The 14,732-nt window shown below is 27.0% G+C and carries 15 protein-coding genes and 1 pseudogene; 2 read left to right on the top strand and 14 right to left on the bottom strand.

Annotation, left to right across the window (positions count from 1 at the left end; all coding sequences use genetic code 11):
- Window positions 1–118: 118 nt before the first annotated feature.
- Entirely contained in the window at window positions 119–514 is a 396-nt protein-coding gene (locus tag IC219_RS13975; RefSeq protein ID WP_227483421.1) for a pyridoxamine 5'-phosphate oxidase family protein, read from the bottom strand.
- 141 nt (window positions 515–655) lie between these two features.
- Between IC219_RS13975 and IC219_RS13970 the strand changes: the two genes are divergently transcribed.
- A complete protein-coding gene (locus tag IC219_RS13970; protein WP_227831400.1) occupies window positions 656–1,048 on the top strand; it encodes a winged helix-turn-helix transcriptional regulator in 393 nt (130 codons plus the stop codon).
- A 154-nt stretch (window positions 1,049–1,202) separates the two neighbouring features.
- Window positions 1,203–2,183, top strand: coding sequence for a CPBP family intramembrane glutamic endopeptidase (locus IC219_RS13965; RefSeq protein WP_227831401.1), 981 nt, complete (start codon window positions 1,203–1,205; stop codon window positions 2,181–2,183).
- Window positions 2,184–2,964: 781 nt separating this feature from the next.
- Here the strand turns inward: IC219_RS13965 and IC219_RS13960 are convergent.
- The 13 genes and pseudogenes from IC219_RS13960 to IC219_RS13900 all read right to left on the bottom strand — a co-directional run.
- Window positions 2,965–3,114, bottom strand: a pseudogene (locus IC219_RS13960) (IS3 family transposase); the annotation flags it as partial.
- Between the two features lie 361 nt (window positions 3,115–3,475).
- A complete protein-coding gene (locus IC219_RS13955) occupies window positions 3,476–3,892 on the bottom strand; it encodes a DUF3788 domain-containing protein (protein ID WP_227831403.1) in 417 nt (138 codons plus the stop codon).
- Window positions 3,893–3,906: 14 nt separating this feature from the next.
- Entirely contained in the window at window positions 3,907–4,818 is a 912-nt protein-coding gene (locus IC219_RS13950; protein WP_227824811.1) for an AraC family transcriptional regulator, read from the bottom strand.
- Window positions 4,819–5,130: 312 nt separating this feature from the next.
- Window positions 5,131–6,153 (bottom strand): spore photoproduct lyase, encoded by a 1,023-nt coding sequence (gene splB, locus IC219_RS13945; protein ID WP_227831404.1) that lies wholly within the window; start codon window positions 6,151–6,153, stop codon window positions 5,131–5,133.
- A gap of 211 nt (window positions 6,154–6,364) precedes the next feature.
- The gene (locus IC219_RS13940) at window positions 6,365–7,495 is read right to left on the bottom strand and encodes an iron-containing alcohol dehydrogenase (protein ID WP_227831405.1); all 1,131 of its coding nucleotides are present in this window, start codon (window positions 7,493–7,495) and stop codon (window positions 6,365–6,367) included.
- Window positions 7,496–7,802: 307 nt separating this feature from the next.
- On the bottom strand, window positions 7,803–9,743 hold the full coding sequence (htpG, locus tag IC219_RS13935) for a molecular chaperone HtpG (RefSeq protein ID WP_227831406.1): 1,941 nt from the start codon (window positions 9,741–9,743) through the stop codon (window positions 7,803–7,805).
- A gap of 113 nt (window positions 9,744–9,856) precedes the next feature.
- A complete protein-coding gene (locus tag IC219_RS22045; RefSeq protein WP_227831407.1) occupies window positions 9,857–11,227 on the bottom strand; it encodes a tetratricopeptide repeat protein in 1,371 nt (456 codons plus the stop codon).
- A 31-nt stretch (window positions 11,228–11,258) separates the two neighbouring features.
- Entirely contained in the window at window positions 11,259–11,633 is a 375-nt protein-coding gene (locus tag IC219_RS13925) for a FliM/FliN family flagellar motor switch protein (RefSeq protein ID WP_413926950.1), read from the bottom strand.
- 2 nt (window positions 11,634–11,635) lie between these two features.
- The gene (locus IC219_RS13920) at window positions 11,636–12,517 is read right to left on the bottom strand and encodes a FliM/FliN family flagellar motor switch protein (RefSeq protein WP_227434691.1); all 882 of its coding nucleotides are present in this window, start codon (window positions 12,515–12,517) and stop codon (window positions 11,636–11,638) included.
- Window positions 12,518–12,539: 22 nt separating this feature from the next.
- Window positions 12,540–13,301, bottom strand: a complete 762-nt coding sequence (locus IC219_RS13915) for a flagellar hook-basal body complex protein (protein WP_227434690.1) — start codon at window positions 13,299–13,301, stop codon at window positions 12,540–12,542.
- 20 nt (window positions 13,302–13,321) lie between these two features.
- Window positions 13,322–14,095: a flagellar hook-basal body complex protein gene (locus IC219_RS22040; protein WP_227434689.1), complete on the bottom strand. Its 774-nt coding sequence runs from the start codon at window positions 14,093–14,095 to the stop codon at window positions 13,322–13,324.
- A 40-nt stretch (window positions 14,096–14,135) separates the two neighbouring features.
- Window positions 14,136–14,321: a flagellar protein gene (locus IC219_RS13905; RefSeq protein ID WP_227434688.1), complete on the bottom strand. Its 186-nt coding sequence runs from the start codon at window positions 14,319–14,321 to the stop codon at window positions 14,136–14,138.
- Complete coding sequence (locus IC219_RS13900) at window positions 14,306–14,725, bottom strand: flagellar protein (protein ID WP_227831408.1); 420 nt, start codon at window positions 14,723–14,725, stop codon at window positions 14,306–14,308. Before IC219_RS13900 ends, IC219_RS13905 begins: the two co-directional genes overlap by 16 nt.
- Window positions 14,726–14,732 lie beyond the last annotated feature (7 nt).

The following is a 14,732-nucleotide window of genomic DNA, read 5'->3' as shown; positions in this document are numbered from 1 at the left end:
AAATATTTTTATACATTCACTATTTAAAAATCTTTTTTATTGAATTTAAGTTAAATTTATCGACATTTCAGTAATATCGTTTTCTTTATTTTCAATATGAATGTCGATTCTATTATAATTAAAGCTCTACATCAATCTTTTTACCACTCATTGAACAACAACTAACTTTTGCCTTATCAATAGAGAATATTTCAAACTTACCGTCTCCTACAGAGTACATCTGACCTAAACTTGGCATTATTTCAAGTGCCTTAGCTTGTGTTTCTTTTGATGTAACAAATACTGCTTCACCCAAAATACGTAGAGTATTAAGTTTTTGGTCTATACAGCAAAGTTCAACCTTTGGATTAAAAATAAGTTGCTTAAACATATCTTTTTGATTAGATGTGCAAAATGTAAGTTTGCCATCATATTCCATAACAAATCCTAGAGGACGCACATGTGCTTGATTGTTCTCATCAACTGTTGCTAAATAATAAACTCCTGCTTTGTTCAAAAATTCTAATACTTTCATAATTACTACACCCCTTTTAAATACTTGTATTAAGGATTATCCTTTGATATAATTTTAATATAAAATAAGAAAAAAACAAGTATGCAGTTTTTTCTGATAAAGTATAAAAAAGATACTATTGGAATTGAGGAGTGAATTAAAATGAGTTTGGATAATAAAAATAATATAACTGAAAATGCTGAAGGATTAACTTGCCCTATACGTTACGCATTAGATATTGTTGGTGGAAAGTGGAAATTGCCTATTATATGTATGTTAGCAGTTGATAATCCAATTAGGTATAGTAGTATAAAAAGAAAATTAGATGGAATTACAAATACTATGCTAGCTCAATCATTAAAAGATTTAGAGTCTGATGGTATTGTTCATCGTAAACAATACAATGAAATTCCTCCAAAAGTTGAATATACATTGACAAGTAAAGGCAAAAGTATTGTGCCTATTTTACAACAATTTGCTAATTGGGGCGCTATTAATATGCAGGAGAAAAACACATGCGGACTTAATTGTAAGGAATGTCGAAAAATAACTTAATCATATAATATACAATCATTACAAACTTTTTTTTAGTTCTTTAATAATATATAAAAATATTTTTGTTAGTTTTCAATATTTGCTATATATATTTATTTCTATATAAAATTTGTTATTATATATAATTTTAAAATTTAAGATAAGGGGAATTAATATGTCAAATAATATCAAAATAATAAAAAAAGAAATAAACTATTTCTTATTAATAAATTTTTTACTGATTGCTTTTACATCAATATTTTTATTTTGGTCAATATCAAAACCAAATAATAGTGAACTTATATCAAGCTTCTCCGTATTATTTATGTATATTCCTGCATTTTCAGCAATTGTTGTCCTAAAAAAAGTTTCTAATTACAAGTTTGATTCAACAGTGGATAAATTTTTAAAGTTTTTTGCTATAACTACAATTGTGAGAATAGTAATATCTATAGCTGAAACATTTTTAATCCATAGTAGTATTATTTCTTCAACAATAGATACATTAACATCTTTTTATCTTTTAGCGGTTGTTCTTTACAATGAATTTCAATTTGAAGTTTTAAATTTATCTTTAAGTAAAAATTTCAAAAAAGTTTTAGGTATTCTATTAATATTCTTGATATTAATTATAGTTAGAAGTGTTATTGATAAAGAAGGTTTATCAATTAATATTGTAAATAAATTTTTCACAGTATTTATAAATATAATTATAAATTTATGTTTTGGTTTTAATTTATTTTTTGGAGAAGAATTTGGATGGAGATACTTTCTTCAACCTAGACTACAAAAGATTTATGGCAAAAAATTTGGTGTATTAATTTTAGGTTTTATATGGGGAATTTGGCATTTTCCTCTTTGTGTCACTTTGTACAGTCCCGAAACCCCATTTTATTGTGTTATTTCCCATATATCATATTGTACCTTTATAGGAATATTTTTAGGATATACCTATATGAAGACCAAAAACCTTTGGGCACCAATATTAATCCACTTAGTAAATAACAATGTTTATATTATACTTAAAGGAGGTACCGAATCTATATTTACATTAGAATCACTATTATGGAGTATTCTAGTTGATGCTATATTGTTTTTACCATTCTTATTTACTAGAGAGTACAAAACTAATAACTATGATGAAAGTTCTAACTAGTCTATAAATACATAAATCTCTAGACATAGAGGCTTTTTATATTTGTCCATAATATTGATAAAATACCTGTTTTAATATATATAAGAGTAGTCCTTATGGTATATAAGTAAAATAAAATTACTTTTTATGTAAATTTTAATAATTTGCTCATTTTAAAAACCACTTTTCATTAGATGTAAAAAAGTGGTTTTTAAAATAATATTTCTACATTTAATTTTTAGCTCATTCTTATCTAAAACAGATTATTATATATTTATATCAATCTAAAAATAGCCATTTTATGTTTTATGGTATAATAAAAATAATACATACCTTACTTTATTTTAAGTAAAATAATTTCTTAGTTTAATTTATATAGAACAGTTAAATCGGCAAAAATCAATCTAATAAAGGACTTCATAAATTTAAATATGGATATAGAAGTAGCTCTTCAAAATCTAATCGTTATTTTACATTTTGTGGTATAATAAAAATCAAGAAGGACTATACTTTATTGTTGTAGAGTAGAGTCCAGAAATTATTGATTATTCTTTTTGAACTTAACTTTTAGTTCAAAACTAAAGCTACTCTTTCGTGAACTGTACCCACTGTTTTATACAGTTAAAACATGTAAAAATAGGTTTTGCATTTGGATATAGTTCTATTGCTTTATCAAAAGTTTCGAACACCAAGTTATTGTTACATATGAAATTATACTTCTATCGCCTAAATCTAGAATTGCACTTAAATAGACCTTCATCCCATTGGTTAATTTAAATTCAGTTACATCTGTTAACCATTTTTAAGAGGTTTTATCTGCACTAAATTTTCTACTTAATACATTTCCAGCGATTACTTCTGGTGTACATTTAACATAACTGAATTTCTTTTTTCTACAAACAGACCTTAAACCTACGCCTCTCATTAGTCTGTACACTCTCTTGTGATTGACATTAAGTTTATACTCTCAGTTTAACTGCAGAGTCATCCTTAAAGAGCCAAAAAAACCCATTCTTTTCTTCATATATCTTAGTTATCAAAGCTGCTAATTTAATGTTTTCAAGTTCTAAATTACTTTTATATTGATTGAGCCATTTATAGTACGTTTACAAAAATTTTTAGTTTAAATTATAATTTTATAAAAAACTAAATAATTTCAATATTACAATTAATAGATGATAAAATTAAAACTATATTGCTTAGAAAAATAATTAAGAATTTGAAATGGTGTATCTACCATATTATATTTTAAATATTTTTTAAAAGTTAATATATAAAACAGGATGAGTATATAAGTCATCCTGTTTTATATATTAAGCTCTAAATTTAATCAGTTCAAGTGTATCATTCAACACAGATGTATTATCTATTTGAATCATTAACCACTTACTACCCTTAAAAAAATCTATCTCACTGTATATTTGTTTGATATAATCACAACAAGTATTAATAAATAAGTCAACCTCCACTCTATTACTCTCATTTACAATGACTAAAGCTTTAAAAGAACCTTCTTGTGGATATAAAGTACATAATGATTTACCTCTTTTTTTGTATTTTACATTCCAACCTCTTTGCATTGAACATTTACTATATTCAAGCTTAGGCTCTACATCATAAGTTGAAGTCAAAGCATTATTTAGATTGTCCCATAATGGACTATTTATAAACGCTTTGATTTGTTCAGGTGTTGGTTTATTATCTTGAAAAAACATATCTTGCCAATCCATATTCATCACCCTTTCTATTGTTCAATAGACACTGGAATAGTCCAATGTTCCATATATGCCACTTCAGGTGTAGTAGGATAATACATTTCAATCGCAAAATCAGTGGCTATTAAATTATGATTCTTCATCCATCTTTCCATAAACTTATCCGCTTTAAAAACAGCTGAATCAACTAACTCATTAAAATTTTCTGCTTCAAATCCACACACTAAATATTCTTTAGCAGGTAACTCAAAAATACTATATCCTTCCACCAATGTACCTGGCTCCACTTCTATACCTGCCATATACATACAATTACCTTCTTTTGCACTTCCCATATAAAGAGCAGCAAATTCATTTCCACCTGGGATTTTATTTGGTATATTGTGTTTTTGACTTCCAAGTTTCATCCATAATTCCTTTGCTATCGCTATGCCAGTTGTCTCACCACCCATCAACTGGCAAATAGGTATTTCTTTTTCTATTCCAATAAAAGTCCTTGAGTTACTCAATCTTCTGCGAGTTACTTCAATTACTATATCATCGGCAATCAGTGGCACACCTTCATCAACCATAACATAATTTAAAATTAATTCTGGCTTAACAAATTGATTAAGTTTTACTGGATTTGCTCTATATTCCTCTGGAGTTAATCCATATGCTTTTTTAAAAGCACGTGTAAATGTCTCATGGCTATCAAATCCAAAATTTAAAGCTACATCAAGTATACGATTTTTATTTTCTGCTAAGTATTCTGAAGCTTTTGCAAGGCGACGAAGCTTTATATATTCCATTACGGTCTTATTAACTAACCTTTTAAATAATCGTTGATAATAAAATGGTGATAAATTAGCTGCATTTGCTAAATCATCAATAGATATTTCTTCTGATAACCTTTCTTCTATCAAGTCTAGTGTAGTTTGAATGGATTCCCATGCATGCATATTATAATTCCTCCTTATAGTTATCTTAAGCTTCTATATTTATATTATCAAAATCATAAAAATTCTTCTTGATATACAGTGCCTTTTTTAATCTTTACAATACTTACCAACAAGATTATTTAAACTTATTTAACTTATCTTTAGACAAGTATTCTCCCACTTCTAAGTAATATCATAAGTGGTTATTAGTTCTCTACTCTATGTTAAATATTGTAATATTAATAATAGGCTATATGACAATTACAATATTTTATTGTAAACATAAAGTATTGCAGTAAAAATAAAATATAGCAAATCTTATTTGAAGATTTGCTATATTATATATTTTATTAAATTGTTTTTAAACACTGTATTTATTTCTTTACTAAAAAATTCCTTCATATCATCCAACTGCTCTTTAGTATATACATATTTTCCATATCCAAATTGACCATATTTAAACTTTCTATCATCATTTTCCATTGGCAATAATGTGTCTGGATAAATTTCTAATATTCTATTTTTAGCTTTAGTTGTATATCTATGAGATATAACTTCAAATATAATTTTTCTATCAAAATCTTTTGGAAGAGCTTCTTTTATACTTCTAATCAGACTTCTATACTCCTCTTCCCAACCTTCATATAAAAACACAGGAGCTATTATAAATCCAATCTGATATCCAACTTTTGCAAGCTTTACAGCTGATTCTATTCTTTTCTTTGCAGAAGCTGTATAATGCTCATGTCCATCTATAATTCTAGGTGTATTTATGCTAAATCTTATCTCTGTATGGTTATTATGCTCAGCATCCAACAAGCTATCTACATCACTGTATTTAGTAACAAATCTAAATCTTCCCTTTTCTTCTTTTCCAAAAAACTCTATTGTCTTTTTCAATGAATTAGTATATGGCTCTACTGGAACAGGGTCTGATGTAGCTGCTCCTTCAAATATGGTTACTTGTGGTTTTCTATCTTCAATATACTTCTTTGTTTGTTCAAGTATCTCATCTATATTTACAAACACCCTTATAAAGGGTTTATCACCTAGTTGTGTGTTTAAATAACAATATTCACATCTTCCCATGCATCCACTGACAAGTGGTAATTGATAATTAGCAGAAGGTTTACATGTTTGAAATTTTAAGCTTTTCCTAGTACCAACTACCATGGTTTGTTTTCCATTTCTATATTGTTCATATAAATTTTCTCCTGGGATATGTTCCTTAATCCTATTTGATGATATCTTAATTATTTCTACATCTTTTTTATCCTTAAATTTATCATATATGTTTTTCCCAATATCAGTATCTAAGCTACCCTTTTCAAATATTATTCTTTTAGGATTAAACATTTATTTCACCTCTACTTAAAGTTTTTAAAATGAAGATTTTTATAAAATATTACTTAGTTAATCTTCCCCTTTTTAAGTTTCTTTATTTATCAGAAAGTAAAATAAACATTTGAGATAAATTTATTTTTTTGCATTAACTAATTACAAGTTTATTTACTTATAACAACTAACACAACCAATTTTTATCTAAAATTTAATTTATAAATTTAATTTACAAAGATTTATAGTATATTTCTCTTATTTGTTCCTTATTAAAAGTCTTTGGATGTCTCTTAATATTTGTAGCAGATATTTTCATACAGTTATCAGTTAACCAATCAATATCTGATTTTACAATACCTAAGTCACTTAGCTTTATATCTAAATCTATCTTTTTAAGGAAATTTTTAACTGCACCTGAACAATCTTCTGCACAAGTTCCACCCAATATTTTTGATATATTTCCAAACCTTTCAATATCACTATCCCATGAACTTTCTACAATAGTTGGTGTTAAAGCTGCAAGCCCTTTTCCATGCATTACATCTTTAAGACCACTTACAGGATGCTCCATTCCATGTTGAAGAGTTGTTCCAGCTGTACCAATTGTCATCCCACCAATAGTGCTTGCAAGTGTTATTTTCTCCCAAGCTTCTAAATCATCAGAATTATTGTATACATTTACTAAGCTTTCTGATATAAGTTCAATCCCATAGATAGCCTGTACATCTGCAAGAGGATTTCTTCCATTAGAAAGATATGCTTCTATGTTGTGAGCAAGTGCATCAAATCCAACTGATGCAATTATATGTTTTGGCATTGTTACCATAAGCTCTGGGTCAATTATTGAGGCTTTTGCATACATGCTATTCTTTTTTATAGATTTTTTATCTTTAGTATCTGAATTTGTAAGCACTGCAAAACAATTCCCTTCACTACCTGTGCCTGATGTTGTTGGAACTAAAACTATAGGTAGGGCCTCTTCACCTTGTTTAATTCCAAATATGTAATCATTTAAATCACCTGGATTTTTATAAGAAAAAGCTATACTTTTAGCTGCATCCATTATACTTCCACCACCAAGACCTAAAACACAATCACAACCAGTTTCTTTTATAGCTTCTACGCCTGCATATATAGTAGTTATAAGAGGATTTTGCTCTACTCTATCAAAAACTTCATATTCTACTTTAGCACCTTTTAGCAAATCTATTGTCTTATCAAGTAACCCTGTTTTCTTTGTACTGTTTTTCCCAGTTACAATTAATACTTTTTTACCATATTTAGATACTTCTATTCCTACATCATTAATTCTTCCTCTTCCAAATAAAATATTTACTGGCAAACTATAATTAAAATTCATGCTAAAACCTCCTATTTTTCTACTTTAGTAATAACTTTATTTTTTAATAAAAGTATAATTATGTATTGAAACATAATTTATAAAATAATCTTTTACTTAATTATATGTATTATTTTATTTCATATCAAGTTAACTCTATTTAATCAAATATATTTCTTGCTGAAGTACCATTAAATGATTAAAACTTAACTAAAAATTATAAAAATAAAAAAGAGTTATCTAAAGATAATTTCAATCATCTTAAGACAACTCTTTTCATTTTTGTATCATACAAATTTTTTAAACTTTATTTTCCTATATTTTAAGTCTATAACTCTATTAACATATTCATAAGTTTATTACTTCTTTGTACAAATGAATCTAATTCTCCTGGCTTTAATTCTTTATTAGAAAGTAAAGCTAAATCAGCTATTTGATTACATATAAGTGCTACTTTATCTTTCTTTTCTTCATCATCTTTAAGAGAAACTAATTTTTTGATAATCGGGCTGTTTTCATTTATTACAAGAGTTTTTTCTTCCTCAAAGCTCATTCCTAAATCCATTCCAGCAAATCTTGACTGCATTTCTGCCATTCTAATAGATTGTTCAGATACTAAAATCATAGCTGGAGTTTCTTCGTTTTTTAATCCCTCTACAGAATAATTTTTCACTCTTTCTCCGACAGCTTCTTTAAATAACCCTTCTATCTTAGCTATCTCTTCTTTATTTTCTTCACTATCTTTATTTTCATTTTTGTCTTTTAATACATCAGAAAGGTCTGCATCTATTCTGTTGAATTTAACACCATTTTCTTTGTATTCCATAAATGAAATAAAATGAGTATCTATTGATGAATTTAATACCACAGCATTTAGGTCATATTCCTTAAATAATTTTATATATTGTGATTGTTGCTCTTTATCACTTACATAGAATACTTTATTTTCATGTTTTTCTTTACATTTTTCTAAATAATCTTGAAGTGTTATATACTCATCATCAATAGTTTTAAATAATATACATTCTTTCACTTTTTCATAGAAGCTCTCATCTTTTAAACAACCATATTTAATGAATATTTGTATATCATACCAGAACTTGTTGTATTCTTCCCTTTGATTTTTACAAAGAGATTTTAACTTATCTGCTACTTTTTTAATTATATGTTTAGAAATTTTACTTACATCTCTATCATTTTGTAAGAAGCTTCTTGATACATTTAGTGGTAAATCTGGGCAATCTATTACACCTTTTAATAAAAGTAAAAACTCTGGTATAACTTCTTTTATGTTGTCAGCTACAAAGACCTGATTGTTATATAATTTTACTTTTCCTTCTGTCAATTCAAATTCATTTTTTAATTTAGGGAAATAAAGTATACCCTTTAAATTGAAAGGATAATCAACATTTAGATGTATCCAAAACAAAGGTTCATCAAATACATTGAATACTTTTCTATAAAACTCTTTATACTCATCATCAGTACAATCCTTTGGAGATTTAAGCCATAAAGGATTAGTATCATTTAATGGTTCAATTACCTTTGCATCTATAACTTCTTCTTCTTTTCCATCTTCTTTTTGCTTTTTAGCTTTTTCTTCAGCTTCCTTAGCTTCTCTTTCTAACCTTTCAACATCTTCTAAATATATCTCTACTGGTAGGAAAGAACAGTATTTGTTTATTATTCCTCTTACAGTAAATTCATCTAAAAATTCCTTACTATCATCATCAATAAATAGTGTTATCGTAGTTCCTCTGTCATGTCTACTATCTGATTCAGATATTTCATATTCTGTACCACCTTCAGATATCCATCTTACAGGAGTTGCTCCTTCCATATATGAAAGTGTATCTATTTGTACTTTTTTAGACACCATAAATGCAGAATAAAATCCTAACCCAAAATGACCTATTATGTCATTTGACTCTTCCATTTTATCCTTATATTTATTAAAGAAATCTTCTGCACCTGAAAAGGCAACTTGGTTTATGTATTTTTTTATTTCTTCCTCAGTCATACCTATTCCATTATCAATAAATTTAAGTGTACCCTCACCTTTATTTACAGATACAGTAATTTTATAATCTGATGGATTATTTTCTGATATTTCTCCTAATGATATAAGTCTTTTGTGTTTACTTACTGCATCACATGCATTACTGATAAGCTCCCTTATAAATATGTCCTTATCAGAATATAACCATTTTTTAATTATAGGAAAAATATTTTCTGTATGAATTGAAATACTTCCTTTTTCAAACTCCATTTTTATCCCTCCTCATTTTATAATTACTATTTTAAATTTTTTAAAATAGTATGTCAATATATTATAAACAAATTATTTTAAAATAAAATAATTTATTTTTCTTAGTTATTTTTTTATTCCTCTTTTAAAATTTCCTTTACCTTTGAGTTATTATACATACTATTAGGAACCTTATTAACTAGTTTTTTTAATGTCAATTTAGAGTTTTTTAAATCACCTTTATTATAATACATCATACCTAAATTATAATACGATTCATCAAAATAGGCATCTTCTTCTGAGTAATTTTCTACATACATTTTATAATATTCTTCAGCAGTATTATAGTCTTTTAATTTTTCACTAAGAATAGCTACTTGATAAGTTGCCTCTGATGTATTGCCTTTATTTTCACCAGTATCTACTACCTTTTTATATAATTGTATAGAGGACTTGGTTTTCTTTTCCTTCTTTAAATTATTCGCTTTAGACATCAATTCATCTTCTGTAAATAAATCAGTATTTTTATCACTTTCATTGTCTACAGTATTTTTTTCAGAATTTACATCTTCTTTGTCATCACTTCTATCATTATTATTTGCATTAGAAGTCTTATCCTTATTTTCTTTATCATTTAAGCTAGAATTTAATTTTTCTTCATTTTTAACACTAGTGTTTTCAGACATCTGATTTTTTAAATTATTCATCTTATAAGAGCTATATATATTTTGTCCTATTAATAATATACCTAATATTATTGCTAAATGTAGATATTTATTTTTTTTAATACTTTTTTTCTCATTAGAAGTTAAATTTTTCTGTTTTTCAGTTATATTATCTTTCTTAACAACATCTTTAGTTCCATCAAATTTAGAGTGTTTAATATTTTTATGTGAAAATTCACTTTCATAAATATCTACATCTGCATTACTTTTAATTTTTTTATTATATGTATCTAATATATTATTCTCTTGGTTTAATAAATGATTTTCTTTATCAATTCTTTTTAAAACTTCTAAACATTCATCAAATTTTATGTAATCTTCTTCTTTATCATAAATCAAAGCAAGTAACTCATAAGGCTCTATTAAGTCACTATATTGCTCAGTTATAAATTTAAAACCTTGTATAGCTTCTTTGTACATTCCTTTATTTATGAATCTTATAAGCTGATTATATTTTTCAAAGAAAATTAAAAACTCCTCAGATGTAAGCATATTTATATACTTTTCACACAGAGCAGTTTTTTCGCAAAGGGAACTCTTATAGAAACTTTCTACAGCCTCATCAAAATTACATTTTAGTAGGTTTACAAGACCTATAAGATTTAAAATATCTACATCATTTGGGCTTAAATCTCTTGCTTCTTTTAAAAAGTTTAATCCACTTGATATACAATTATTATTTATATTATCGATAGATTCATTATATAGAACACATGAGTCTTTTTTATTGAGTTTTAATATATCTTTCTTTACATCATTTAAGTTTAAAATAAATACCACCTCATGCCATAAGTATTAATTGATTTTGTTTCTAAACAAGAGATTTTACCATGTCCTCTTCACTTACTATACTTGTTACTTTTACACCAAAGTTTAAGTCTACCACTACCACTTTTCCATAAGCCAGTACTTTATTGTCTATTAGTATTTCTACATCTTGGTCTGCTAAAGTATCAAGTTCAATAAGAGAACCTTTATTTAGATTTAAAATATCTCTCAAACTCATCTTAGTTCTTCCTATAACTACAGATAACTCTAACTTAAGGTCAAGTATTCTATCTATATTATTTCTATTAGTTTCAGAAATTTCTAAAGCTAATTCATTATCTCCACTAATTTCTTTTTCAATTTTATCATTCAGTAACATTTTTGCTTCTTCATCTGAAATAAGATTACTATTATCCATAACTACACCTCTTTTTTGACAGCATCATTTATTTTCACACCCTTTTTACTTGATATAAATCCTGGTGTTGCTGTGTATGATTTTGAATTTTCTACATATACATCTATATAATCATTTATCTTTTTATTTGTTACTATTACATCTCCAACTTCTAGTTTAAGTAAATCCTCAACATTAATTGATACTTTACCTATCTCTGCAATAACTGATAATTCTATATTAGATACACTATCATAGATTTTCTTAGTGAATTCCTCTGAATTATCCCCTGCATCCATATCTAAAAATTCTACTACAGAAATATTTTCCAAAACGGCCTCTAAAGCATTGTATGGGAAACAAAGTGAAACATTACCAATATGCTTATTATCATTTAGCACTTTTAAATCTACAACACATACAGGTGCAGTTGGTGAACACAATTGTGGTAAATTAATATGTGTATGTGTATCTAACACTTGTATGTTTTCAAAGCCTTCAAATAAATGCATATTTCTTACTAAATCCTCCATAAGATGTAAAAGTAATTTCTTATCAAGTTCTGTAAGTTCTCTGTTAGTATCTATTGTAACTCCATTTCCTCCAGATGTTATATCAATCCACATATCAGCTACACTTCTATCTATTCTAAAAGAAAAGTTTTTCATAATAGGTTCCATCGAATTTTGTACTACTAAACATGAAGATGTCACTTTATCTAAAAAAGTTTGATAATTTACTTGGTCTATATTCTCAACCACCATACTAGAATTACACTTAAGTTCATAAACTATATAGTTTTTATATTTTTTACAGAATTCAGCTAATAAAAAATTTAAGCAAGTTAAATTTTCTCTTGAATAACTCTGAGGTTTGCCGAAATCATAATCTTTCATATCATACATGAATATTCCTCACCTTACATAATTATTTAGCTCTTAAATTATTAGCTATTTGCCACATTTCATCAGCTGTCTTTATTCCTTTTGAATTCATTTGAAATGCTCTTTGAGTAGCTATTAAATCAACAAATTCTTCTTGTAAAGAAACATTTGACCTTTCTCTGTAGCCTTGAACTATATCAACTTTTCCAACTTGTTTGACTTCTCCTGCATCAGTTGCAACAAATAGGCTATCTCCTTCAGATATAAAATTTTGAGTTCCTGTAGGCTCATACAAATTTATCGTTCCTATTTTTTTATTATCTACAAATAAATCTCCATTTCTTGAAACGGTTAAGTTTGTATCAGTTATATTTGTATTATTGTAGTTATAACCTGCATCAAATTGGACATCTAGTATATTTCCACTATCATCTACAATCTTACCTAAAGCATCTACATTAAATCCACCATTTCTTGTATATGCATATGTCCCATCATTTCTTATGACTCTAAAGAATCCTTCTCCATCTATTGCCAAGTCACTTTTACTATTTGTTGGAGCTAATGCTCCTTGTTCATAATTTCTCATAGGAGCTGAGGCTTTAGAGCCAGTTCCAGTTGATATATCTTTACCATTTGTCGGGTAAGATGGTCTATTTAGTACTTCATCTACTAAATCAGAATATTCCATATTTAGCTTTTTATATCCTGTGGAATCAGTATTTGCTATATTATTAGATATTATATCTAGTTTACTTTGATTTGCTGATAAAGCTGTTTTACTAGTATAAAACATTGTGTACATAAAAATTCACCTCCTATTATCTATCTTACTGAACCAATCTCGCTTGCTATTTTTGCTAATTTAGAATCCATAGCTTGAATTATCTTTTGATTTGCTTCATATTCTCTTGAAATTGTCATCATATTATTGATTTCAGATACCATATCTACATTAGACGACTCTATAGCATTTTGTATTGTATATGCATTATTTGCTTTTATAGCTCCTTCTCCAGAATACAGGTTATCGCCTTCTTTTTTTAGCTTATTATAGTCATTAAAATCTACCATATTAAATTTGTACATAGCATTTCCGTCCAGTGATATTGTATTATCATTTGCTACTTCAAATTTCTTATTTCCTACATTTATATGACCCACAGCACCAGTTACAGTATTTGTTCCAAGAACATAGTATCCTTCACTAGTTATAAGGTCTCCTTGATTATCTGTCCTAAAATTACCATTTCTAGTATAAAACTGATTCCCAGCTGCATCACTAACCAAAAAGAACCCCTTACCTTGAATAGCTACATCCATTTTATTATCAGTCTGCTTTATAGGACCTTGGTTAAAATTTGTAATAGTTTCATCCATGGAAATACCTGGACTTATTTCACCTATCTCTTGCTTTTGTTTAGTTCCATTTACGTAGTTATTGTAAGCTTCTAATTTCAATGAATCAAAACTCTTGGTTAAAAGCTGTTTACTTTTATATCCATTAGTGTCCATATTGGCTAGATTATTGACAACAACATTTTGCTTTTGTTGATTTGTTATCATAGCCGAAACAGCTGTATATAATCCTCTTATCACATCATGACCTCCTTTTTCGTAAATTGTTTAACAAGATTATTTATTCTAAAACTTTCATCTCACTTGAATATTTCATCCCTAATGCTCTGGCCTTTTTTTCTATCTCTGCTTTGCTCATATCATTATTACTAAAAAGCATTATACATAAAGTCGATATTAATATACCAATCCCTATTCCTAAAAGTACTTTTTTGTCAAATAATAATATTCTTATATTTTGTAACAACTCTTTATTAATGACAGCTCACCCTTTCCAATATCTAGCATCTTGCATATTTCCACATCATCATAACCAGAATTTATAAGATGTTTCACTTTAAGAGATAGCTCATTTTCTTGTTTTATTTCCTGTCTTGATTCTATAAAGATATCTTCTTTTTTTTCATTAGTTTTTATTAAGTTATAATTTTCATAAACTTTTATATGATTATTACTTCTTTTTTCAGCAAGTACTTTATCTAAAAAGAATCTTCTTTTTTCTGCAACTATCAATCTATCATTTGCCTCATATTCCTGTTCAAATATTTTGTCAAAGTACCTGTTATCTTTGTTTTTCGATTCCTTATGTAAATTTGCTATTATAGTTACTATTATCAAAATAGACACTACTATTAATATAATTTGTATCATCACATCA

The organism is Clostridioides sp. ES-W-0018-02, assembly GCF_020658175.1.
GTDB lineage: Bacteria > Bacillota > Clostridia > Peptostreptococcales > Peptostreptococcaceae > Clostridioides.
Note: the sequence above shows the minus strand (reverse complement) of the source record. Positions and strands in the feature narration are given on the sequence as shown.

What these genes read in the sequence shown, in the direction of transcription:
- IC219_RS13920 (WP_227434691.1), bottom strand. Translation starts at nt 12,517, where the DNA reads ATGTATGATATGAAAGATTATGATTTCGGCAAACCTCAGAGTTATTCA.
- IC219_RS13900 (WP_227831408.1), bottom strand. Translation starts at nt 14,725, where the DNA reads ATGATACAAATTATATTAATAGTAGTGTCTATTTTGATAATAGTAACT.
- IC219_RS13965 (WP_227831401.1), top strand. Translation starts at nt 1,203, where the DNA reads ATGTCAAATAATATCAAAATAATAAAAAAAGAAATAAACTATTTCTTA.
- splB (WP_227831404.1), bottom strand. Translation starts at nt 6,153, where the DNA reads ATGTTTAATCCTAAAAGAATAATATTTGAAAAGGGTAGCTTAGATACT.
- htpG (WP_227831406.1), bottom strand. Translation starts at nt 9,743, where the DNA reads ATGGAGTTTGAAAAAGGAAGTATTTCAATTCATACAGAAAATATTTTT.
- IC219_RS13925 (WP_413926950.1), bottom strand. Translation starts at nt 11,633, where the DNA reads ATGGATAATAGTAATCTTATTTCAGATGAAGAAGCAAAAATGTTACTG.
- IC219_RS13970 (WP_227831400.1), top strand. Translation starts at nt 656, where the DNA reads ATGAGTTTGGATAATAAAAATAATATAACTGAAAATGCTGAAGGATTA.
- IC219_RS13950 (WP_227824811.1), bottom strand. Translation starts at nt 4,818, where the DNA reads ATGCATGCATGGGAATCCATTCAAACTACACTAGACTTGATAGAAGAA.
- IC219_RS13955 (WP_227831403.1), bottom strand. Translation starts at nt 3,892, where the DNA reads ATGGATTGGCAAGATATGTTTTTTCAAGATAATAAACCAACACCTGAA.
- IC219_RS13915 (WP_227434690.1), bottom strand. Translation starts at nt 13,301, where the DNA reads ATGTACACAATGTTTTATACTAGTAAAACAGCTTTATCAGCAAATCAA.
- IC219_RS13975 (WP_227483421.1), bottom strand. Translation starts at nt 514, where the DNA reads ATGAAAGTATTAGAATTTTTGAACAAAGCAGGAGTTTATTATTTAGCA.
- IC219_RS13940 (WP_227831405.1), bottom strand. Translation starts at nt 7,495, where the DNA reads ATGAATTTTAATTATAGTTTGCCAGTAAATATTTTATTTGGAAGAGGA.